General features: G+C 38.1%; 24 protein-coding genes, 1 tRNA gene and 1 other RNA gene. 25 read left to right on the top strand and 1 reads right to left on the bottom strand.

What is annotated here, in order from left to right; all coding sequences use genetic code 11:
* The first annotated feature begins 3 nt into the window (after window positions 1–3).
* The 8 genes from DF216_RS01940 (at window position 4) to DF216_RS01905 (ending at window position 7,400) form a co-directional block, all read left to right on the top strand.
* Entirely contained in the window at window positions 4–828 is an 825-nt protein-coding gene (locus DF216_RS01940; RefSeq protein WP_129325782.1) for an alpha/beta hydrolase, read from the top strand.
* A gap of 20 nt (window positions 829–848) precedes the next feature.
* Window positions 849–1,589 (top strand): esterase family protein, encoded by a 741-nt coding sequence (locus tag DF216_RS01935; protein WP_084971679.1) that lies wholly within the window; start codon window positions 849–851, stop codon window positions 1,587–1,589.
* Between the two features lie 12 nt (window positions 1,590–1,601).
* Window positions 1,602–2,768, top strand: a complete 1,167-nt coding sequence (locus DF216_RS01930) for an ATP-grasp domain-containing protein (protein WP_129325781.1) — start codon at window positions 1,602–1,604, stop codon at window positions 2,766–2,768.
* 157 nt (window positions 2,769–2,925) lie between these two features.
* Complete coding sequence (gene gla, locus DF216_RS01925) at window positions 2,926–3,795, top strand: aquaglyceroporin Gla (RefSeq protein ID WP_049477633.1); 870 nt, start codon at window positions 2,926–2,928, stop codon at window positions 3,793–3,795.
* 123 nt (window positions 3,796–3,918) lie between these two features.
* Window positions 3,919–4,644 carry a CppA N-terminal domain-containing protein gene (locus tag DF216_RS01920; protein ID WP_129325780.1) on the top strand — a complete coding sequence of 242 codons (726 nt, stop codon included), beginning with the start codon at window positions 3,919–3,921 and terminating at the stop codon, window positions 4,642–4,644.
* The gene (locus DF216_RS01915) at window positions 4,641–5,576 is read left to right on the top strand and encodes a serine hydrolase domain-containing protein (RefSeq protein WP_129325779.1); all 936 of its coding nucleotides are present in this window, start codon (window positions 4,641–4,643) and stop codon (window positions 5,574–5,576) included. Before DF216_RS01920 ends, DF216_RS01915 begins: the two co-directional genes overlap by 4 nt.
* A gap of 9 nt (window positions 5,577–5,585) precedes the next feature.
* Entirely contained in the window at window positions 5,586–6,497 is a 912-nt protein-coding gene (locus DF216_RS01910) for a DMT family transporter (protein WP_129325778.1), read from the top strand.
* Window positions 6,498–6,641: 144 nt separating this feature from the next.
* On the top strand, window positions 6,642–7,400 hold the full coding sequence (locus DF216_RS01905) for a CPBP family intramembrane glutamic endopeptidase (RefSeq protein ID WP_129325777.1): 759 nt from the start codon (window positions 6,642–6,644) through the stop codon (window positions 7,398–7,400).
* An 89-nt stretch (window positions 7,401–7,489) separates the two neighbouring features.
* Here the strand turns inward: DF216_RS01905 and def are convergent, their stop codons facing one another.
* Window positions 7,490–8,101, bottom strand: coding sequence for a peptide deformylase (gene def, locus DF216_RS01900; protein WP_125847132.1), 612 nt, complete (start codon window positions 8,099–8,101; stop codon window positions 7,490–7,492).
* Between the two features lie 155 nt (window positions 8,102–8,256).
* Between def and DF216_RS01895 the strand changes: the two genes are divergently transcribed.
* From DF216_RS01895 to nadE, 17 genes are all read left to right on the top strand, one after another.
* Window positions 8,257–9,564 carry a CapA family protein gene (locus DF216_RS01895; protein WP_129325776.1) on the top strand — a complete coding sequence of 436 codons (1,308 nt, stop codon included), beginning with the start codon at window positions 8,257–8,259 and terminating at the stop codon, window positions 9,562–9,564.
* Between the two features lie 249 nt (window positions 9,565–9,813).
* The gene (locus DF216_RS01890) at window positions 9,814–10,116 is read left to right on the top strand and encodes a hypothetical protein (protein WP_000570835.1); all 303 of its coding nucleotides are present in this window, start codon (window positions 9,814–9,816) and stop codon (window positions 10,114–10,116) included.
* Between the two features lie 58 nt (window positions 10,117–10,174).
* A complete protein-coding gene (locus tag DF216_RS10805; RefSeq protein WP_164978983.1) occupies window positions 10,175–10,339 on the top strand; it encodes a hypothetical protein in 165 nt (54 codons plus the stop codon).
* A gap of 56 nt (window positions 10,340–10,395) precedes the next feature.
* The gene (locus tag DF216_RS01885) at window positions 10,396–10,905 is read left to right on the top strand and encodes a hypothetical protein (protein ID WP_129325775.1); all 510 of its coding nucleotides are present in this window, start codon (window positions 10,396–10,398) and stop codon (window positions 10,903–10,905) included.
* Window positions 10,906–11,183: 278 nt separating this feature from the next.
* The gene (locus DF216_RS01880) at window positions 11,184–12,008 is read left to right on the top strand and encodes an HAD family hydrolase (protein WP_129325774.1); all 825 of its coding nucleotides are present in this window, start codon (window positions 11,184–11,186) and stop codon (window positions 12,006–12,008) included.
* Window position 12,009: 1 nt separating this feature from the next.
* Entirely contained in the window at window positions 12,010–12,645 is a 636-nt protein-coding gene (locus tag DF216_RS01875; RefSeq protein ID WP_129325773.1) for an SGNH/GDSL hydrolase family protein, read from the top strand.
* Window positions 12,646–12,703: 58 nt separating this feature from the next.
* Window positions 12,704–13,051: a transfer-messenger RNA gene (gene ssrA / locus DF216_RS01870) on the top strand.
* Between the two features lie 71 nt (window positions 13,052–13,122).
* A tRNA-Ser gene (locus DF216_RS01865) sits at window positions 13,123–13,210 on the top strand.
* Between the two features lie 79 nt (window positions 13,211–13,289).
* The gene (locus DF216_RS01860) at window positions 13,290–14,201 is read left to right on the top strand and encodes a hypothetical protein (RefSeq protein ID WP_129325772.1); all 912 of its coding nucleotides are present in this window, start codon (window positions 13,290–13,292) and stop codon (window positions 14,199–14,201) included.
* 605 nt (window positions 14,202–14,806) lie between these two features.
* Window positions 14,807–15,217 carry a GNAT family N-acetyltransferase gene (locus DF216_RS01855; protein ID WP_129325771.1) on the top strand — a complete coding sequence of 137 codons (411 nt, stop codon included), beginning with the start codon at window positions 14,807–14,809 and terminating at the stop codon, window positions 15,215–15,217.
* 59 nt (window positions 15,218–15,276) lie between these two features.
* The gene (locus DF216_RS01850; RefSeq protein ID WP_129325770.1) at window positions 15,277–15,873 is read left to right on the top strand and encodes an HAD family hydrolase; all 597 of its coding nucleotides are present in this window, start codon (window positions 15,277–15,279) and stop codon (window positions 15,871–15,873) included.
* A 156-nt stretch (window positions 15,874–16,029) separates the two neighbouring features.
* Window positions 16,030–17,301 carry a DNA methyltransferase gene (locus DF216_RS01845; protein WP_129325769.1) on the top strand — a complete coding sequence of 424 codons (1,272 nt, stop codon included), beginning with the start codon at window positions 16,030–16,032 and terminating at the stop codon, window positions 17,299–17,301.
* Window positions 17,302–19,626, top strand: coding sequence for an ATP-binding protein (locus DF216_RS01840; protein ID WP_129325768.1), 2,325 nt, complete (start codon window positions 17,302–17,304; stop codon window positions 19,624–19,626).
* A 162-nt stretch (window positions 19,627–19,788) separates the two neighbouring features.
* A complete protein-coding gene (locus DF216_RS01835) occupies window positions 19,789–19,998 on the top strand; it encodes a helix-turn-helix transcriptional regulator (RefSeq protein ID WP_001107501.1) in 210 nt (69 codons plus the stop codon).
* Window positions 19,988–20,476 carry a DUF6773 family protein gene (locus DF216_RS01830; RefSeq protein ID WP_129325767.1) on the top strand — a complete coding sequence of 163 codons (489 nt, stop codon included), beginning with the start codon at window positions 19,988–19,990 and terminating at the stop codon, window positions 20,474–20,476. Before DF216_RS01835 ends, DF216_RS01830 begins: the two co-directional genes overlap by 11 nt.
* A gap of 115 nt (window positions 20,477–20,591) precedes the next feature.
* A complete protein-coding gene (locus DF216_RS01825) occupies window positions 20,592–22,052 on the top strand; it encodes a nicotinate phosphoribosyltransferase (RefSeq protein ID WP_129325766.1) in 1,461 nt (486 codons plus the stop codon).
* The gene (nadE, locus tag DF216_RS01820) at window positions 22,049–22,873 is read left to right on the top strand and encodes an ammonia-dependent NAD(+) synthetase (protein WP_129325765.1); all 825 of its coding nucleotides are present in this window, start codon (window positions 22,049–22,051) and stop codon (window positions 22,871–22,873) included. The genes DF216_RS01825 and nadE overlap by 4 nt, the downstream gene beginning before the upstream one ends.
* Window positions 22,874–22,928 lie beyond the last annotated feature (55 nt).

Here is a 22,928-nt window from a genome sequence, read left to right as displayed (position 1 = left end):
ACAATGAATCATTCCTACTTTTACTTAAAAATGAAAGAACACAAACTCAAGGTTCCTTATACAGGAAAAGAGCGTCGTGTGCGTGTTCTTCTGCCTAAGGATTACGAGAAAGATACAGACCGTTTTTACCCTGTTGTTTATTTTCACGATGGGCAAAATGTCTTTTACAGCAAGGAATCCTATATCGGACACTCTTGGAAGATAATCCCAGCTATTAAACGAAACCCAGACATCAGTCGCATGATTGTTGTTGCTATTGATAATGACGGAATGGGACGGATGAATGAGTATGCGGCTTGGAAATTCCAAGAATCTCCTATACCAGGCCAGCAGTTTGGCGGTAAGGGTGTGGAGTATGCTGAGTTTGTCATGGAGGTGGTCAAGCCTTTTATCGATGAGACCTATCGTACCAAAGCTGATCGACAGCATACGGCTATGATTGGCTCGTCACTAGGAGGCAATATTACCCAGTTTATTGGATTAGAGTACCAAGACCGAATTGGTTGTCTAGGTGTCTTCTCATCTGCTAACTGGCTCCACCAAGAAGCCTTTAATCGCTTTATCGAGCGCAAGAAACTGTCGCCTGATCAGCGTATTTTCATCTATGTTGGAACGGAAGAAGCAGATGATACAGACAAGACCTTGATGGCTGGCAATATCAAGCAAGCCTATATCGACTCATCACTTCGCTATTATCATGATTTGATTGCAGGAGGAGTACACTTGGATAATCTTGTTTTGAAAGTTCAGTCTGGTGCTATCCATAGTGAGATCCCTTGGTCGGAAAATTTACCAGACTGTCTCCGTTTTTTTGCAGAGAAATGGTAAGTTAGGAAAGGAGAAAGCCAATGCATATTGAACATCTTAGCCACTGGAGTGGCCACCTCAACCGTGAAATGTATCTCAACCGTTATGGACACGCTGGGATTCCAGTCGTGGTTTTTGCTTCATCTGGTGGCAGTCACAATGAATACTATGATTTTGGCATGATTGATGCCTGTGCTTCCTTTATCGAAGAAGGTCGTGTTCAGTTCTTTACCCTATCCAGTGTTGACAGTGAGAGCTGGTTGGCCACTTGGAAAAATGGTCATGACCAAGCAGAGATGCACCGTGCCTACGAACGCTATGTGATTGAGGAGGCCATTCCTTTTATCAAGCATAAGACAGGTTGGTTTGACGGTATGATGACGACAGGTTGCTCCATGGGGGCCTACCATGCACTCAATTTCTTCCTCCAGCATCCGGATGTCTTTACCAAGGTGATTGCTCTCAGTGGTGTTTACGACGCACGTTTCTTTGTCGGTGATTACTACAATGATGATGCTATTTACCAGAACTCGCCAGTAGATTATATTTGGAATCAGAATGACGGCTGGTTTATCGATCGTTACCGTCAGGCGGAGATTGTCGTCTGTACGGGTCTTGGTGCTTGGGAACAAGATGGTCTGCCATCCTTCTACAAGCTCAAAGAAGCCTTTGACCAGAAACAAATTCCAGCCTGGTTTGCGGAATGGGGACACGATGTCGCCCATGACTGGGAATGGTGGCGTAAACAAATGCCCTATTTTCTTGGACACCTGTATCTATAAAAGGAGTTGCCTATGAATTACCTTGTTATTTCTCCCTACTATCCACAAAATTTTCAACAGTTTACTATTGAACTAGCCAATAAAGGTATCACAGTTTTGGGGATTGGTCAAGAACCTTACGAGCAACTGGATGAGCCTTTGCGTAATAGCCTGACCGAGTATTTCCGTGTAGACAATCTTGAGAATATAGATGAAGTCAAGCGTGCAGTAGCTTTTCTTTTCTACAAGCATGGTCCTATCGACCGCATTGAGTCCCACAATGAATACTGGCTTGAGTTGGACGCAACACTTAGAGAACAATTCAATGTCTTTGGTGCCAAACCAGAGGATCTCAAAAAGACCAAGTTTAAGTCTGAGATGAAGAAACTCTTCCAGAAAGCAGGCGTACCTGTTGTACCTGGCGCTGTTATCCAGACAGAAGCAGATGTAGATCAAGTAGTCGAGACGATTGGCTTACCAATGATAGCCAAACCTGATAATGGAGTGGGAGCGGCAGCCACCTTTAAGTTGGAAAGTCAGGAAGATGTAGATCGGTTCAAGCAAGAATGGGACCAATCGACCGTTTATTTCTTTGAGAAATTTGTCACTTCTAGCGAAATCTGTACCTTTGACGGACTTGTAGACAAGGATGGCAACATCGTCTTTTCAACGACTTTCGATTATGCCTATACACCACTTGATCTGATGATTTATAAGATGGACAATTCCTACTATGTCCTCAAGGATATGGATCCCAAACTGCGCAAGTATGGTGAGGCCATTGTCAAGGAATTTGGTATGAAAGAACGTTTCTTCCATATCGAGTTCTTCCGTGAAGGGGACGACTATATTGCCATTGAGTACAATAACCGTCCTGCGGGTGGCTTTACCATTGATGTTTATAACTTTGCTCACTCCCTGGATCTCTACCGAGGTTATGCGGCGATTGTAGCAGGAGAAGAGTTTCCAAGATCAGAGTTTGAGCCCCAGTATTGCTTGGCAACTTCACGTCGTGCCAATGTCAACTATGTGTATTCAGAAGAAGACTTGCTTGCAAAGTATAGCCAACAATTCAAGGTCAAAAAAATTATGCCAGCAGCTTTTGCAGAGCTACAAGGGGATTATCTTTATATGCTGACAACTCCAAGCCGTCAAGAGATGGAGCAGATGATTGTAGACTTTGGTCAACGTCAAGATTAATGAAAAGGATGAAAGGAGTTTATCTTCTTTTGTCCTTTTCTTAAACATAGGTTAAATAAAGCGTTTTCCAGAGATTCTTTTAGAAAATCGGTTGCTAAAAGGCCTAAAAATTGATAGAATAAGGATTGTCTAAAAAATTTTAAGGAGAATCTATCAAATGGATTTTACATGGGCTATTAAATATGCCACTGAATTTTTGGGAACTGCCATTTTGATCATTCTAGGAAATGGTGCAGTTGCCAACGTTGAACTTAAAGGTACGAAAGGTCACCAAAGTGGCTGGCTCGTTATCGCTGTTGGTTACGGTATGGGGGTTATGATCCCAGCCTTGATGTTCGGTAACGTTTCTGGTAACCACATCAACCCAGCTTTCACTCTTGGACTTGCTGTTAGCGGACTTTTCTCTTGGGATCAAGTACCATTTTACATTCTAGCGCAAGTTTTGGGAGCAATCTTCGGTCAAGCTTTGGTTGTAGCGACTCACCGTCCTTACTACTTGAAAACAGAAAACCCAAACAATATCTTGGGTACCTTCTCAACAATTTCAAGCATCGACCACGGTACAAAAGAATCACGTTTTGCAGCTACTGTTAACGGCTTCCTCAATGAGTTTGTAGGTTCATTTGTTCTTTTCTTTGCAGCACTTGGTTTGACTAAAAACTTCTTCGGTGCTGAGGTTCTTCAATACATGAAACAAATGGCTACTCAAGCTGGACAAACTGTTGATTTAAGTGAATTGGCAGTGAAAGCTCAAGTAGCTCCACATACAGCTGCTGGGATCTCAGTTGCACACTTGGCACTTGGTTTCCTAGTGATGGCCTTGGTAACTTCACTTGGTGGACCTACTGGACCTGGTTTGAACCCAGCTCGTGACTTTGGACCACGTCTTCTTCACGAACTCCTTCCAAAATCAGTTCTTGGTCAACACAAGGGTGATTCAAAATGGTGGTATGCATGGGTTCCAGTTGTAGCTCCAATTGCAGCAGGTATTGCAGCAGTAGCACTATTCAAACTACTTTACCTATAAGAAATGAAACTGGGGAACCCCAGTTTTTTTACTGGAAATTTTTGTAAAAAATTCTGGAATTTAAGTGGAATAGCTTGTAAAAAATCTTAAAATCCTTTAAAATAAAGAGAGTTGGAGGAAGTTATGAATGGAAATCAAATGATACAAATTATTCCGACTTTGAAGGTCAATAACCGAAAATTAAATGAACGATTTTATATTGAAACCTTAGGGATGAAGCCCTTATTAGAAGAATCAGCCTTCCTCTCACTTGGTGACCAAACAGGTGTTGAAAAGTTGATACTGGAAGAGGCTCCAAGTATGCGTACTCGGAAAGTTGAAGGGCTAAAAAAACTAGCCAGACTAGTCGTCAAGGTGAAGGATCCATCTGAAATCGAGGGTCTTCTTTCACAGATGAAGTCTCTTCCTCGCCTATTTAAAGGAAGTCGTGGTTATGCTTTTGAGATTGTTTCTCCTGAACAGGATGTGATTCTTGTTCATGCGGAAAATCATATTAAAGATTTGGTTCCACTGGAAACTGTTCCTGAATTTTCTTCAAATACAAGTATAAGATATTTGAGTCAATTTGAGATTTCTATGGAGTTGCGCTTACCTGAGGGGACGGAGAGTATACTTGCTCCTGAAAAAGTGGGTACAGTTATCACATTTACTCAAGGGGAAGGGCCAGATTTGGCTGTTGAAAACAATGTTACTTGGGACTTGTCTATGCTGAAATTTTTGGTAAAGGATCTAGATTTAACTAGTCTTCGTCAGAAATTTGAAGGCACAGACTATTTTATTCCAAAGTCTGAAAAATTCTTCCTTGGTAAAGATACCAATAATATCGAATTGTGGTTTGAAGAAGCATGAAGTGGACAAAAATTCTAAGAAAAATAGAAGAACAAATCGAGGCAGGGGTCTATCCCGGGGCCTCTTTTGCGTATTTTAAGGACGGAGAATGGAGAGAATCCTACCTAGGCTTGAGTGATCCTGAGAAAGGATTAAAAACAGAGTTAGGGCTGGTCTACGACCTGGCCAGTGTGAGTAAGGTCGTGGGAGTAGGGACAGTCTTTACCTTCTTGTGGCAGCAAGGCAAATTAGATATTGATCGACCAGTGACGGATTTTTTTCCTGAATGTGATTACCCAGATATTTCTATTCGTCAACTCTTGACCCACGCAACAGACTTGGACCCCTTTATTCCCAATAGGGACCAGTTAGGTGCTGAGGAATTAAGAGAAGCCATGTTTTATCTGAATAGACGCAGTCAGCCTGCTTTTCTATACTCGGATGTTCATTTTTTACTCTTGGGCTTTCTTTTGGAGAAAATCTTTGAACAAGACTTGGATCAGATTATAAAAGAACAAGTTTTGAACCCATGGGGGATGAAGGAAACCATGTTTGGCCCTGTTGAGCTTGCTGTACCGACAGTGAGGGGAAGAGAGGCAGGCAGTATTCACGATCCCAAAGCTCGTCTTTTGGGAAAACATGCTGGAAGTGCTGGTTTATTTTCAACTGTTAAGGATTTGCAAATCTTTCTGGAACATTACTTGAAAGATGATTTTGCTGAAAACTTAAGCCGAAATTTTTCTCCCTTAGATGATAAGGAGCGTTCGCTAGCTTGGAATCTGGAGGGAGCCTGGCTTGACCATACGGGCTATACAGGTACTTTCATCATGTGGAATCAAGAGAAACAGGAAGCTGCTATCTTTTTATCCAATCGAACGTATGAGAAGGATGAACGTGCTCAGTGGATAGTCGATCGAAACCAAGTCATGGATATGATTCGTAGGGAAAGGTAGAGGGAAAGCATGTCAAAAACCGTAAAAGGAACTCTCTTTACAGTAGTGGCAGGGATTGCTTGGGGTTTGTCTGGAACCAGTGGCCAATACCTGATGGCACACGGGATTTCCGCTCTAGTCTTGACTAATCTGCGGCTCATTATTGCAGGATTGGCCCTGGTATTTTTAACTTATGCGACCGCAAAGGATAAACTCCTTGCTTTTTTAAAAGACAGAAAAAGCCTTTTCTCTCTCTTGTTATTTGCCATGTTTGGACTTTTCTTAAACCAGTTTGCCTATCTTTCTGCCATTCAGGAGACCAATGCTGGAACGGCGACGGTTCTCCAGTATGTATGTCCTGTTGGGATCTTGATTTATACTTGTATCAAGGACAAGGTAGCGCCGACTCTGGCAGAGATTATTTCAATTGGTTTAGCAATTGGAGGAACTTTTCTTATTGCTACGCATGGGGAACTTGACCAATTGTCGGTTACACCTGCTGGTCTCTTTTGGGGTCTCTTTTCTGCCTTGACCTATGCCCTCTATATTATCCTCCCTATCGCTTTGATTAAGAAGTGGGGAAGTATGTTGGTGATTGGTGTGGGCATGGTTATTTCTGGTGTCGGGGCTATTCCCTTCACAGGAGTTTTGTGGGCCAGTATACCGGCAAGTTTGGATTTTCTCTTTGCATTTGCGGGCATTATCATCATCGGAACGGTCTTTGCCTACACAGCTTTCCTAAAAGGAGCTAGTCTAATAGGACCTGTTAAGTCCAGTTTATTGGCTTCCATAGAGCCCATCTCAGCCGTTTTCTTTGCCTTTCTGATTATGAAGGAGCAATTCTATGCGATTGATTTTGTTGGTATGGCCATGATTTTGCTTGCAGTCACTATCATTTCTTTGAAAGATTTGTTGCTAGAAAATAAACGGAAGGTTGAATGAGAAACGAGTTACTCGTAAAAAGTGGTTGGTTTGAATATCCTATCGAAATACTGATTGCGGATAAGGAATGGGAGTAGAATTTTATAAAATTTTAAGTTTCTTTTCTTACAATAAACCAATCTTTAACTGCTAGAAGGAGGAGATATGAAAATTTTAAAAAGCATTCACCCAACTAAGCCCCTGCGCTACTTGAGATGGTTTGATATTCTGATTATTACAGTTCTAATGTTTGGCCAGTTTATCATTCGTTCAACGGAGCTCTTTTTAGCAAGTATGTTTCCGACAGATCTGTCAACTACAATGGATACGGTAAGTAATACTGTCGGCGAGGGAGTAGGCTATTCGAGCAACTTCACCTTGCAAGTGATACTTCTGACCTTGACCTTTCTTTACCTTTTGATTCGAAATTATGACTTCAAACAACTTCCCATTCGTTGGACCTGGTCCCTTCTCTTTTGGGTTCCTTTTATATTTGCCATTGTGGGATTGTTTGGAGACTTGGTGACGACACTAACTGGTGAATACAATTACTTAAATCCAGCTCTTTTTGCCCACATAAATCCCATGGAAATTATACGGAAATTCCTAGCGCTTAGTCCGATGGCAATTGCCTATGCCTTGCTAAATGGCTTCTATGAAGAGTTTTTCTTTCTAGGATTATTGACTTCAGTGAAAGAAAAGCACAAGTGGTGGGTTTTGCTTTATTCTACCATCATTCGGATTTCTTTTCACACTTATCAAGGACTGGTGTGGGCACTGGTTATTGGTGTCGTTTATGGCTTATTCTATTACTTCTTATACAAGTATAAATTCAAAAATCTCTTGCCATTTTTCCTCATGCATGCTCTAGCAGATATGTTTGGTTCTAGCCTCATGTATCTCTTGCTTGCGTGGGGAGCATAAGAAAAAAACTCCGTTCAATGTACCGCACCACAAAAGTAAGATTCTTCTGTCTAACTTTTTTGGGGCAGTACATTGCAACGGGATTTTCTTTATTCCAGAATTAGTAAACCATCTTTAACAGCAAACGGATCCTTCTCATTGATACGATCGTAAAACATGATTCCGTTTAGATGATCAATTTCATGTTGGACAACGATGGAGTTGTAGCCTTTGAGCTTGATACGATGTTTTTCGCCGTCCTTGTCAAAGTAATCGACAGTGACGCGGGCATGGCGGACAACGTAGCCTGGCACGTTACGGTCAACAGATAGGCAACCTTCTCCTTCGCCAAGAGCAGCGTCCTGAACAGAGTGGGATACGATTTTTGGATTGTACATAATGGCTTGTAAATCGTAGGCTTCCTGTGGAGTTTCGCCTTCTTCTACAATATTTGGGACCAAGACAGCAATAATACGTTTTGAGATATCCAGCTGGGGAGCAGCAAGTCCAACACCACCACGGAGTCCCATTTTCTCAGCCATAACAGGATCCTGAGAATGTTTGAGGAATTGCATCATTTTTTCACCAAGGATGATATCCTGATCAGATAGCGGGAAAGTGACTTCCTCAGCAACTGCACGCAGAGTTGGGTTTCCCTCACGGATAATATCTTTCATATCAATCAAATGAGCAGCTTTTGTAATACGTTCTATAGCAGACATTTTCTCTCCTTTCATTACCTCTACATGATAACACAAAAAAGGTTAGAAAGAAAGTCGCAGAAGTTCCTAAAAAATAATATAATAAACGGTATTCCCCTTTTGTCTGTGGTATAATAAAAGAAAAGACTTGCAGTAAAAGCAAGGGGGGAATAAAGATGGAAAAGCGACAAAATAGACGGCCTCATGGTCCTCTTTATGGATTGTTGAAGGCTAGTATTAGTTTCTTTAGGAGATATAAATCTTGGACCAATGCCCAGTTTATTACAGTGTTGTTGCTGGCAGTTGCCTTGTCCATGGGGCTGAACTTGTTAGTTCGAGCAGTACAAGGCAACAAGGGAACGAATCCAGTTGATTCTGCAAGTACTTCTAGTCAATTCAAGGAAAATGATTCTGATGAAAAGACAGCCCGTATCATGGCAAATGGTGACCTTCTCTACCATATCCCCATCTACCGAACAGCTCTAAAAGAAGATGGGAGCTATGATTTCCACGAAAATTTTGAGTATGTAAAGCCATGGCTCAAACAAGCGGATTTGGTAATTGGTGATTTTGAAGGAACTGTGAACAAGGATCACTATTTGGCAGGTTATCCTCTTTTTAATGCACCTGGTGAGGTGATGGATGCGATCAAGGATGCAGGCTATCAGGTTTTAGACTTGGCCCACAATCACATCCTCGATTCTCAGATAGAGGGAGTGGTCTCAACAGCTCAAGCTATTGAAAAGGCAGGGATGACGCCTATCGGAGTTTACACAAAGGAACCACGGGACGAGTCTCCCCTTGTTATCAAGGAAGTCAACGGTATCAAGGTAGCTCTCTTGGCCTATTCCTATGGTTTTAATGGCATTGAGCAGTATATTTCTCAAGAGGACTATAATCGCTACCTTTCTGACTTAGACGAAGAAAAGATGAAGGCGGAAATCGAGCGCGCAGAGAAAGAAGCGGATATCACTGTTGTTATGCCTCAGATGGGAATTGAGTACCAGCTGGAACCAACGGAAGAACAGAAGACACTGTACCACAAGATGGTGGACTGGGGAGCTGATATTATCTTTGGAGGGCATCCTCATGTCGTTGAACCTGCCGAAACGGTTGAAAAAGATGGAGACAAGAAACTCATTATCTATTCCATGGGAAATTTCCTCTCAAACCAGCGCATTGAAACCATGCAAGATGAGGAAAATGCCAGGTGGACAGAGCGCGGTGTTCTCATGGATGTGACTATTAAGAAAAAAGATGGAAAGACAAGGATTGAAACTGCCAAAGCGCATCCGACTTGGGTCAATCGAACTCCAAAAGGAACTTATTCACCAGAAGGCTATCCGCTCTTCCTCTATCAGACCTATATCCTAGAGGACTTCATCGAGGGGGGCAGTCACCGTGACAAGTTGGATGAGACGACCAAGGAACGAATTGACACAGCTTATAAAGAAATGAATGAACATGTAGGGTTGAAGTGGTAGAAACTCGCCCTAAAGGAGACGAGATGACGATTAAATTGATTGCAACGGAAATAGAGATTAAATGGATAATACAATAGAAGCAAGAAATTCCTTGGAATAAAGAGAGTTAGAGTTAAGGTGAAATTTGGTGCGAATGAAATAATTTGATTCGCAGAAGATGAAATTTGAAACGTTAAAAGAATTGGTATAAGGCAGTTTATCTTCCACAGGAACAAGCTGCGAATACACCGTCACGTTAGGAGGTAGCTTATGATTGAAAAAACAGTAACAGTTAACGACAAAGAAGTGAAGTTCAAATCATCAGCTACCATTCCACGTTTGTATCGTATCAAGTTCAAGCGTGATATTTTTAAAGATTTAGCTAAACTAGAAAAATCATTTAAAGTCAACGAACAAAGTTTTGAGATTGAAGATTTAGAGATTTTTGAGAATGTGGCATATATTATGGCGTATCACGCAGATAAAACTATTCCTCCAACCATTGATGAATGGTTAGATGAGTTTGAGATGTTTTCAATTTATGAAATCTTACCAGAGATTTTAAAAATATGAGGTAATAATTTACAAACCGATATACAATCTAAAAAAACTTGAAAAAACAAGTCGTGAAATGACAACAGTTCTATTTTTACTCAGAAGTGTTGAAATAGGCATATCAGTAGGTGATTTAGATTTACTCACAATCGGCATGGTGCTAGATATGTGGACAGAAAAAGCTAATGATGATGTGAAGTATCAACGTGTGGCTGGTCAGAGTGAGTTTGATAGGTTTTAGAAATAGGTATTTAGTAGTATAATAAGAGTTACAATACACATGGAGGTAGCTTATATATGAATGTAATATGTTCTGAAATATTTTGGACAGCATTATCTGCTGTAGGGACAATTGGAGCCGTTATTGTAGCTTTATGGCAAATATTAAGACCTAAATCAAGAAAATTATTAGTAAGTAGTACATTCTCTCAGTATCTGGATAAGAAGATGCTGGAGTTTGTAATTACATTGGAAAACATGGGTGATGTTCCCATAATTATAAAAGAATGTGGATTTGGAAAGTTTACAACTAAGGAAGGGAATCAAAAGTTTCTTACAGGTAAAAATGTTAAATTTATAGATAAGAAATTAATAAATGTAATTGATACTTCTATGAATAATTATGTCAATGATGCTAAATTTCCTTTGTTAATAAAATCAGGAGAAGCTGTTTTAATTACTTATGAATATATAAGCGAAAAATCTTTTGAATTTGATGATGAATTTATCACTCAACAAACAGAATATAAGTATTTCACTAAAAGAATAGCAGTAGTGAGAGATTCGAGAAATAAGATTTATCTATAAAACAATACATGATCATGGCATTTAATGAAAAACTCTTCAACACATTAGTGGAAAAAATGGTCATACACACAAAGGATAAAGTAGAAGTCCACTTCAAAAACGGTCAGGTCATAGAAATATGATCTGACTGTTTTTATGAATGGAATGAGACATTCATTTTATGATATAATATAAAGGATTAACAGAGATGAGAAATGATGGGGGTTGCCTAAATCGTTAAAAGATGCACACCCTAAATGCCCTTTGCACACCCCTAATAATAAAAAGGAGCTAATTGTATGATAAAACTCATTGCAACGGATATGGATGGGACCTTGCTGGATCCAAGAGGGCAACTGGACTTGCCACGTTTAGAAAAGATTTTAGATCAATTAGATGAGCGAGGTATCCGTTTTGTCATTGCGACAGGAAATGAAGTCCATCGGATGAGACAATTGCTTAAACATTTGGCGAGTAGAGTTGTCCTAGTCGTTGCCAATGGTGCTCGTATTTTTGAACATGATACATTACTTCAGGCTCAGACCTGGGATGATTCTATGGTTGACAAGGCTTTAGTTCATTTTAAAGGGAGGGAGTGTAGAGATCAGTTCGTCGTCACCAGTATGAATGGGAGTTTTGTCAAGAAAGGAACTGTTTTTACAGACCTAGAAAAATTTATGACTCCAGAGATGATTGAAAAACTTTACCAAAGAACCAATTTTGTGGATGAGCTAAACTCAGACCTCTTTGGAGGAGTACTAAAGATGAGCATGGTTGTTGGTGAGGAACGTTCTAGTTCCGTTTTGCAGGAAATTAATGATTTATTTGATGGTCGTGTAAGAGCTGTTTCTAGCGGTTATGGTTGTATAGATATCCTACAGGCTGGTGTTCACAAGGCTTGGGGATTGGAAGAATTACTCAAGCGCTGGAATTTGCAATCGGAACAAGTTATGGCTTTTGGTGACAGTGAAAATGATGTCGAGATGTTGGAGATGGCTGGTATTGCCTATGCGATGGAAAATGCAGATGATGAGGCCAAGGCAGTTGCGACTGCTCTAGCACCAGCTAACAGCCAAGGGGGCGTTTATCAGGTCCTAGAAAATTGGTTAGAGAAAGAGGGATAAGGTGGCAGTACAGTTATTAGAAAATTGGCTCCTAAAAGAGCAGGCAAAGATTCAAACCAAGTATCGTGAATTGAATCAAATCTCTGTCCTAGAGCCAGATATCATCTTTATCGGCGATTCGATTGTAGAATATTACCCTTTCCAAGAGTTACTCGGGACTGCAAAAACGATTGTCAATAGAGGGATTCGAGGATACCAGACAGGACTTTTACTAGATAACCTTGATGCCCATCTTTATGGTGATGCTGTCGATCAAATTATTCTCCTAATTGGGACAAACGATATCGGAAAAGATATTCCCATGAATGATGCTTTGGATAATCTTGAAGGTGTGATTCAATCGCTTAACCGAGATTATCCGCTATCACAAATAAAGCTCCTTTCGATTCTGCCGGTCAATGAAGGAGAAGAATACAAGCAGACAGTCTATATTCGTACCAATGAAAAGATTAGAGAATGGAATCAGGCCTTTGAGTCTCTGGCAGCTGCCTACATACAGGTGGATTTTGTGCCGATTTATGATAGTTTGACAGATTCAGAAGGACAACTCAAAAAAGACTATACAACAGATGGCCTCCATCTAAGTGTAGCAGGTTATCAAGCCTTATCAGATGCTTTGAAAACGTATCTTTTCTAAAGAATCGGCTTGATTTTGCATTTTTTATGAAGATAGGTTATAATAGTTCTATAATCTTGGGGTCGTTACGGATTCGACAGGCATTATGAGGCATATTTTGCAACCCGTGTGGCGACGTAAACGCTCAGTTAAATATAACTGCAAAAAATAACACTTCTTACGCTCTAGCTGCCTAAAAACCAGCAGGCGTGACCCGATTTGGATTGCTCGTGTTCAATGACAGGTCTTATGATTAGCGAGATACGATTAAGCCTTGTCTAGTGGTTTGATAAGAGATTGATAGACTCGCAGTTCCTAGGCTTGAGTTATGTGTCGAGGGACTGTTAAAACAATACATAACCTATGGTTGTAGACAAATATGTTGGCAGATGTTTGGACGTGGGTTCGACTCCCACCGGCTCCATTTTAAACAGGAATACAGTGTGATTTTTTAAAATTGTATCTTTTGTTGTATCCTATTTATTTTAGTGTGTTAGTGGAGAATTACTCAAGAGGCTGAAGAGGACGGTTTGCTAAATCGTTAGGTCGGATAACCGGCGCGGGGGTTCGAATCCCCCATTCTCCGTTAGATGAACCCAGTGTTTTTCTAAATAACTATCCTTGGAGGTGGCCTCCAAGAATAAATTTTCATAAAGAGGTGAAACATGAAAAAGATTAAGTTACTAAGTATCTTAGCACTTTCAACAGTTATCTTGGGTGCATGTTCTGCATTGTCTAAACAGTCATCTGAAGCTTCTTCTGATAACAAGGAGAAAACAGAACAAGTTGAGAAGAAGGATGAAGCAGCAGAAGTTAAAGAGAAAGTTACAAAAGATGCTGAAATTCTCTTAGATTCAATGCTTACTAGTGACTCTGCCCGATTCAAGAAGATTTATGGTGAAACCTATGAAAAATGGACTGAGGCCATATTTGCAGTTCAAACAAGTGAAAAAATTAAAGAAGAAGGTCTTTCGCCTGCATCTACCTACTCAGTACAATGGCACAAAGATTTTCCTGTAGAAACTCCAGAAGAAACAATTTCAGGTTTCTTGAAAATGAGACGTAGATTATACCAAGATATTGGTTCTTATTCAGTTAAAGATGTGAAGGTAGATGAATCCGGTAATACAGCAACTGTTACTTTTAACTCTAAAAAGTTGCACTCTAAGGGATTGGCTTCATCTACAAGGGAAGTTCTTACGACTCTAATTGGAGGCATTGACAACTTAGGTAAGTACAACCAATCCGGTTCAGATGTTGACATCAAGCGTTATCAAACATTAATCTCTTACTGGATTTTCGAACACCTCTTCAAGAATGATTTCACTATCTATAGCGACGTAGATCCAAATCTAGCTCATACACCTTTTACTACTGGGGATTTTGATACAGAAATCAAATTAACCAAGGACAAGGATGGCAACTGGCTCATTTCTCAAGAAGATTATCGTACTCTAGCAACTGAATTGATTGACTATACAGAAGGATATGACAAAATTGTCCGCAATAATTCTCCAAAGTCTAAAGATAAAACTACGGACAAATCTTCAGATAAAAAAGATAAAAGTAATATCTAACCTTTGATTTAAAAGTAAAGCAAGTAGTTCTATGACAGACTACTTGTTTTTAGATTTCAATGACAGTGGAAGTGAGTGATTCATAACTAAACTCGAGGGAGAATCACCTTGCTTCTCTTTTTCTTGGCATTGAAAACGATGACCATATTAGATTTAAATTTTTGAAGTTTTAATATCTAAAAACTCACTTCTTTCATATTTGTAATGTTTGCTGATTACTTTTAATGTAACTCAGGACAGGGAATTCAAGAGCATTAGTGACGTAAGCTTTATTTTAAATATTTGATTTAGAGCAAGCAAATTCTCTTCTATACAAACCAAAGAAATCTGTCTTCTCTCTTTCCTTGGAAGTAGAAAAATGCATGGTAATTGATTTGAAATCATCAGGTGAATAAAATATTTATGTTTGTCTCTTCTCAACTGATTAAATATGTGGTATTCTTAAGATATCTCATAGGAGCCTTACGAGTGAGTTGATTGAATAACTATCATCATAAGGAGGGTGGAATTTGTTTGATAGACAGAAAAATTTATAATATTTTTAGTATTTTTACTCATTAGAGATATTATTGAGGCATTTTACCCTAAAATCAAAGGAGACAGGGATGTACATTAGATTGGACAATAAGGAGCCCGAGAAAGCGCAAGAAATTGGGAATCAAATTCGTGCTTATAATCGTTCAAAAAGAGAAGAGGCTGAAAGTAAGCCGCTTAACCTTTATGTCGAAGACGAAAAGGGCAATCTCTTGGCGGGCTTGGTAGCAGAGACTTTTGGAAATTGGTTGGAAATCGAATATCTGTTTGTGAAAGAGGAGCTACGAGGACAAGGAATTGGTTCTAAACTACTGCAACAAGCAGAAAATGAAGCCAAGAATCGAAATTGTCGTTTTGCTTTTGTGAATACTTACCAGTTTCAAGCGCCAGATTTTTATCTAAGCCATGGCTACAAGGAAATCTTTACCTTGCAAGACTATCCCTACACAGGGCAAAGATTTTATTACCAAAAGGATTTGTAAGGTGAAAATAGAGAAATATAATAGAGAGTAATTCTTCATATAACCAAGGAGGTGGGCTAATGGACATCATACTAGATATGGGCAACGTCTTGTTAGAATGGAACAAGGATAAGATTTTGCAAGGTGTTTCGGATGCGAAGGAAGAATATTTGATTTTAGATAAGGCCATTTTTCAGTCGGGACTTTGGGAAAGATTAGATCTTGGAACCATGACGAGAGAAGAGTTGGTGCTTAAAGTTGTGTCAATGATTGGCAGGACCTATCAAAAGAAGGTCGAAGAAGTTATCTGGAACTGGCCTAGCTACATTGACATTTATACGAAAGTCTTTCCTGTCTTGTCAGAACTAAAGAAAAAGGGGCATCGCATCTTTGTCTTGTCCAATACCTCAAAGGTATTTTATGACTTGCTGGAAGAGCAGCTATCTCCCATAAAAGAACTTTTAGATGGCTTTGTCTTATCCTGTGATATAAAAGCTATAAAGCCTGATTTGGTAATGTTTAAGGAGATTCTCGATAAATACCAGCTAGATCCTACAAATTGTGTCTTTCTAGACGATATTGAGGACAATACAAACGCAGCTCAGAACTTGGGCATCAAGGCCCATCAGGTCAAGAAAAGAAGTGATGTCGTTGATATTTTGAAATCCTATATTTAAACTCAGAACTCTCTATTATTTTGTGGTAGAGAGTTTTTCGTTGATAGAGACCAATTTAATTTTCCTTAACAGATTAATTATATTATTTCTTTACGTCCAAAAAATTCTATGCTATACTTAGGGTGCATAGTAGAAAAATATTAGTCGGGGGCTAAATTGTTGAAGTCGAATTTAGTAGATAAAATAAAAGAAAAAGAAATTGATTACTGGGACTTTAAAAATGTAACTGCTTCAGGTATACATAAAATTAGTGCTTATCCAGCTACGATGGTTCCTGATATGCAATATGAATTAATTAAATTAATTAAAAGTGAAGATTTATCTATTACAAATATTCTTGATCCTTTTCATGGTTCTGGAACAACACTAGTTGAGGGTGAAAAGAATAACCTTTCTCCGATTGGCATAGATATTAACCCTTTAGCTAATCTTATTACAAAAGTTAAGTTGCAAGGTGTTAACAAAAAATATATAGACATAGCAAATAATAGAATTGAGAAATTTTTAAAAAGTGATAGTTTTGAATTTGACAAACACTATTTTTATAATATAGATAAATGGTATCGAAGAGATTTTATAAATACGTTTAGTAAAATTCGTTGTGCTATTCAGAGAGAAAAATACAGATACGTAAGACAGTATTATTGGGTATGTTTAATTAATATTTTAAAAAAATACAGTAATACAAGAAGTTCAACATTTAAATTGCATATAAAAGAGAAAAATGCTATTGAAAAGATGGAAAATCACATCATTGAAGATTTTTTAAAGAGCATTAACGAATACTGTCAATATTTACCTGATTATAACAGAAGTAAAAAAATTGATTTGAAAATAGGAAAATCGGAAGATATCTTATTTGGAATGAAGAGCGATTCTGTTGATTTGATTGTAACTTCTCCTCCTTATGGAGATAATTCAACTACAGTAACATATGGACAGTATTCTATGTTACCAATTTACTGGATAGACAGAAAAGATATGGAGAGTTTTGACGAGAAATTAATAGAAAATTATTCAAGTATTGACTCGAATAGTTTAGGTGGGAGAATTAGAAGAATTAAACAAAACTATCAATCAGATTGTTTAAATATGTATGTTGAAAGCATAGCTACTGATAAGAGAAAGAAAGTTGTGGATTTTATAACGGACTATTTGGCTGTAATGGGACAAATGGGACGAATTATAAAAAAGGACAAGAGAATTGTTTTAACTTTAGGCAATCGACGAGTTGATAATAAAACGGTTCCATTATCTAAAGTTACTCAAGAATTTTTTGAGAGTATTGGATTTGAATTAGAAGCATCTATCACAAGAAATATACCTATTAAGAGAATGCCGAGAAGGTTATCGAATGTAAAAGATAAATCAGTGGAATCAATGAATCAAGAATATGTTTTGATATTAAGAAAAATAAAGGAGATTTAGATGCCTAATAAAGTTGAACAAGTACCTATTACTGTAGCAGGTAATATATTGAGTGAACTATCAGAAAAAATTCCTAATAATATTATTGCATTAAATGAGTTAATAAAAAATGCGTACGATGCGTTTTCTCCCAGTGTTGATATTATATTGGATTCGAGTTCAAAAACCCTCATTATTCGAGATTATGGTATTGGTATGGATACAGAAGGAATTAAGAAATTATTCCATATATCAAGCAGTGAAAAGCAGTACGGGGCAGTTATTGCTTATGGAGATACTCAACGTTTAACACAAGGTTCAAAGGGGTTGGGATTCTTATCTGTTTTTAGGTTTGGGAACAGAGTACTATGGAAAACAGGTAAAAATAGCCAAATTTTTGAATTTGGAGTTGATTTTGAAAATTTAAAAAATGAGTACAATTTACCAGATCATAAATTAAATATAAAAATTAGTGATCAAGAGTTTAAAGGAACACAAATAGTTATAGATGTAGATGATTATAATTTAAAATCTTTAATAACAACACTAGCTAATGAAAGTAGTAGAAAGAAAATTCTTAATTCTTTTGTATCAAGCAAGGTATCGGATGAAGGAATAAAAATAGATAAAGAATTCATCATTAATTTAACATTGGACGACAAAACATATTCGAGTGATGTAAATTTAGATATTTCAAATCAAGGAAAAAAGGATCATCAACTTTTTAGAATAAAATATTCTTCTAAAGATAAAAAGATTAACTATTATAAAAATAGTATTTTAATTTACTCTAGTGGTTTTGAGTATAGTTTTGATGATTATATAGTTGATATTGATTTAATGGCTTTTGATTTTGGCCAAGGACGTAGCGGAAAAGATAAAATAAATTCAGTATTTTACAAACCTCAAACGACTAATGATATTACGCCGTTAGTATTTATTAATAATAATTTATTTAATAACTATCACTTATTTGATACGGAAATCATGGCTAGTAAACGTGGTTCGTTAGTTTTAAGACAATTGATTGGATATATATCTATTAAATCCAGCAGTCCGTTAATGCAATTTAACTCAGACCGGACACAATTTTCGCAGAATAGACTTACAGATGAAATCACAGATTTTATTAAAAACCTAAACGAGGAGATTCAAAGAACGGGTAGTTCATTAAAGAGTGAGATAAAAAAAATTGAAGAAGCATTCACACAGGATAAAATTCCTGAAGAGGATACTTCAATTTTAAAAAATATTCAAAAATATATTAGGCAGGATTTTAAATTAAAAGATTTTCTAATTTTTGAGAAAAAAGAAAATCAATTAAAATGTACTCTATTTGATAGGGGAGTTTTGCTAGATATCATCCCAAAAGCTAAAGAAACAAACGATTTAGGAACAGTTGAAGTATGGATTGGTAAAGATGAATTAAACAATGAGACTATTAATTTACAAGATCTAATCGCAGAATCAACAGAAATTCGCTTTAATGGTGATAAAGTTAATAAATTTAATGAAACACAAGAAGGTGAATGGTTGATTAAGAAAGAGACAGATTCCACAATAATTTCTATAAAGATAATTTTAAGAAATCCAACTCAGCCTAACATAGATGTAAATAAAATAGATTTATTATGTAATATTGATTACGATTTAGATAGTATTTTCACTTTGTATAATAGTTTTGGAACTGCATGGGAGAGAATAGAGCCCGATATAAAAACAAATGGGAATAATACAATCAGATACGATAATAGAAAAGGAAAAATTAGATTTGGAAGAACTGGAGAGCAAACCATAACAGTAAGTGCAAAGGATAAAGTTACTAATCTCAAGTATGAAGGTGATTTTACTTTTAGGATAAAATCATCTGAGGAGTATGAGATAAAACCTGAACAATTACAACAGTCCTTGATTAGATTGCCAATTACCGGAACTCCAAATTTTTCTCTAGATATTAAAGTTTTAATAAATGAAATTAATGAGTTATTTAAGACCTATTACAGTATTATTCCTGTTATTTCTTATAGAACACTTATTGAACTGACTGTTAATGATATATTAAATAACATTGAAGAAGAAAAGAAAACAGATTTATCAAAGAACTATAATAAAGTTATTTCAATGGCAGAAGATATCATCAAGGATTCACACCTTGATGATAAAGATAAGCAGATACTATTAAACATATATAAATCTATTCAGTCTCGAAGTGAAGTTAATGCTTTTGTTGCATTTTTAAACTTATCTGTACATAATGGATCTAGGATAATTACAAAAGAAGATGTAAAAACAAAAACACAAGAAATACAATTACTCCTTGTATTATTGCACTTAACCTCTCAATGATGTTTAATATTTTTTCTAAAACACTCTCTATTTTTTGTGATAGAGAGTATTTTGTTAATAAAATCTTACAAAATGACATTTATATATTGCATTAAGTTAGATATATGGTATAATGATTTTAAAAAGAAGCGCAACTTTTTAAAAAATCGAAGGAGGATGCTAGTGGCTAAAAATTTAAAGTTAAAACTAGCTCGTGTGGAGCTTGATATGACACAAGGTGATTTGGCAGAAGCTGTGGGTGTTACGCGACAGACTATCGGTTTGATAGAAGCAGGGAAATATAATCCTAGTCTCTCGCTCTGTCAGTCCATTTGCAGATGCTTAGGCAAAACCTTAGACCAACTATTTTGGGAGGAAGAAGATGAAAAATAGATTTTTTTATTATCAATTACTAGACGAAAGAGAAGAACAACTGATGAATAAAGCGGGGGCTGAAAGTTTCTATATCTCTATAGCTTTCTTGCTTTTATCTTATATGATTGCAGTATTAGCACCAAGTCTTTTTAATCCGAGAATGATTCTCATCATTATCATTATTGGAACTTCTTACTTTTTCGGCCGTGCTCGAGATTTGGGTGTGAACTACTATAGTCGTTTTCATTTTACGATTGTAGGGTGTTTGCTGGTAACTCTCGCTATTACAACTCTTTTGATGTTGCAGAATTATCAATTTAACGTAGAAATTTATCAGCACAATCCTTTGAACTTTAAATACTTGTCTGCTTGGACCATTACTTACCTGATTTACCTTCCTTGGGTTTTTATCGGCAATCTCGGGCTTAAAAGTTATGGCGAATGGGCTCAAAAAAAGTTTGAGCAAGATATGGATGAACTTGAGAGTGGAGAATAGTTTGTTAGCTTTTTATCAATATCGATAAAATGTGTTATAATAGTACTAATTTATCAGATGGTTGGAAAGCGACTAAGGGCTTTCATGGCTTATAAACAAGGAAGAAGGAAAACAGATGTATCCAGATGATAGTTTAACTTTGCACACAGACTTGTACCAGATCAACATGATGCAGGTTTACTTTGACCAAGGAATTCACAATAAGAAGGCGGTTTTTGAGGTTTATTTCCGCCAGCAACCCTTCAACAACGGCTATGCAGTTTTTGCTGGTTTGGAAAGAATTGTACAATATCTTGAAGATTTGCGTTTTTCAGATAGCGATATCGACTACTTGGAGTCACTTGGCTATCATGGAGAATTCCTGGACTACCTCCGAAATCTCAAGTTGGAGTTGACGGTTCGTTCCGCTCAGGAAGGGGATTTGGTTTTTGCTAATGAGCCGATTGTGCAGGTGGAGGGACCTCTAGCCCAATGTCAATTGGTCGAAACGGCTCTCTTAAACATCGTTAACTTTCAAACCTTGATAGCGACCAAGGCAGCACGTATTCGTTCGGTCATTGAAGATGAGCCTTTGATGGAATTCGGAACACGTCGTGCGCAAGAAATGGATGCTGCTATCTGGGGAACACGCGCAGCCGTGATTGGTGGAGCCAACGGAACTAGCAACGTGCGAGCAGGGAAGCTCTTTAGTATTCCTGTCTTGGGTACTCATGCTCATGCTTTGGTACAGGTTTATGGAAACGACTATGAGGCCTTTAAGGCTTATGCTTCAACCCATCGTGACTGTGTCTTTCTAGTAGATACTTATGATACGCTTCGCATCGGTGTGCCAGCTGCCATTCAGGTTGCTCGTGAACTGGGAGACAAGATTAACTTTAAGGGTGTTCGTATCGACTCTGGGGATATTGCCTATATTTCCAAGAAAGTTCGTCAACAGTTAGATGAAGCTGGATATCCAGATGCCAAAATTTACGCTTCCAATGACCTCGATGAAAATACCATCCTTAACCTCAAAATGCAACACGCTAAGATCGATGTCTGGGGTGTTGGAACCAAGCTGATCACAGCCTATGATCAGCCTGCTCTTGGCGCAGTTTATAAGATTGTAGCCATTGAAGATGAAAATGATCATATGCGCAACACCATCAAGCTTTCAAGCAATGCTGAAAAAGTATCGACACCAGGTAAGAAGCAGGTATGGCGCATTACCAGTCGTGAAAAAGGCAAGTCAGAAGGTGACTACATCACCTATGACGGTGTGGATGTTGCCAGCATGACAGAAATCAAAATGTTCCATCCGACCTATACTTACATTAAGAAGACTGTTCGAAATTTTGATGCTGTTCCTCTCTTGGTGGACATCTTCAAAGAAGGGAAATTGGTTTACAACTTGCCTAGTTTGACAGAAATTCAGGCCTATGCTCGCAAAGAATTTGACAAGCTTTGGGATGAGTATAAACGGGTACTCAATCCACAGCACTATCCAGTAGATTTGGCCCGTGATATTTGGCAAGATAAGATGGACTTGATTGATAAGATGCGCAAGGAAGCCCTTGGCGAAGGAGAAGAAGAATGAGTTTGCAAGAGACCATTATCCAGCAATTGGGTGTCAAACCAGTAATCGACGCCCAGGAAGAAATCCGTCGTTCGATTGACTTCTTAAAAAAATACCTAAAAAAACACCCCTTCCTTAAAACTTTTGTACTAGGGATTTCTGGGGGACAAGACTCAACCTTAGCAGGACGCTTGGCACAATTAGCTATGGAAGAAATGCGAGCAGAAACTGGTGATGATAGCTACAAATTTATTGCTGTCCGCCTACCTTATGGAGTCCAAGCTGACGAAGAGGATGCCCAAAAAGCCCTTGCTTTCATCCAACCAGACGTCAGTTTAGTGGTGAATATAAAAGATTCTGTTGATGCCATGGCCTTAGCAGTAGAAGCTACAGGCAGTCCAATGACGGATTTTAATAAAGGAAATATCAAGGCTCGTAGTCGTATGATTGCCCAATATGCGCTAGCAGGAGCATATAGCGGAGCGGTCATTGGAACAGACCATGCAGCTGAAAATATCACAGGTTTCTTTACTAAGTTTGGTGACGGTGGTGCGGACATTCTCCCTCTTTACCGACTCAATAAACGCCAAGGAAAACAACTATTGAAAGAACTTGGAGCAGATCCTGCCCTCTATGAAAAAGTACCCATCGCAGACCTTGAAGAAGATAAGCCAGGCTTGGCTGACGAAGTCGCTCTCGGAGTCACTTATGCAGAGATTGATGACTACCTAGAAGGCAAAACAATCAGCCCAGAAGCTCAAGCAAGGATCGAAAACTGGTGGCATAAAGGCCAACACAAACGTCACTTACCCATCACCGTCTTTGATGACTTTTGGGAGTAAAAAGGTCCGGGGGACCTTTTTAGCCCGAGTCTAAATATGGGAAAACGAGGAACCT

Source organism: Streptococcus oralis, assembly GCF_004127215.1.
Lineage (GTDB): Bacteria > Bacillota > Bacilli > Lactobacillales > Streptococcaceae > Streptococcus > Streptococcus oralis_BD.
The sequence above is the reverse complement of the archived record's forward strand: the minus strand, read 5'-3'. Positions and strand labels throughout refer to the sequence as shown.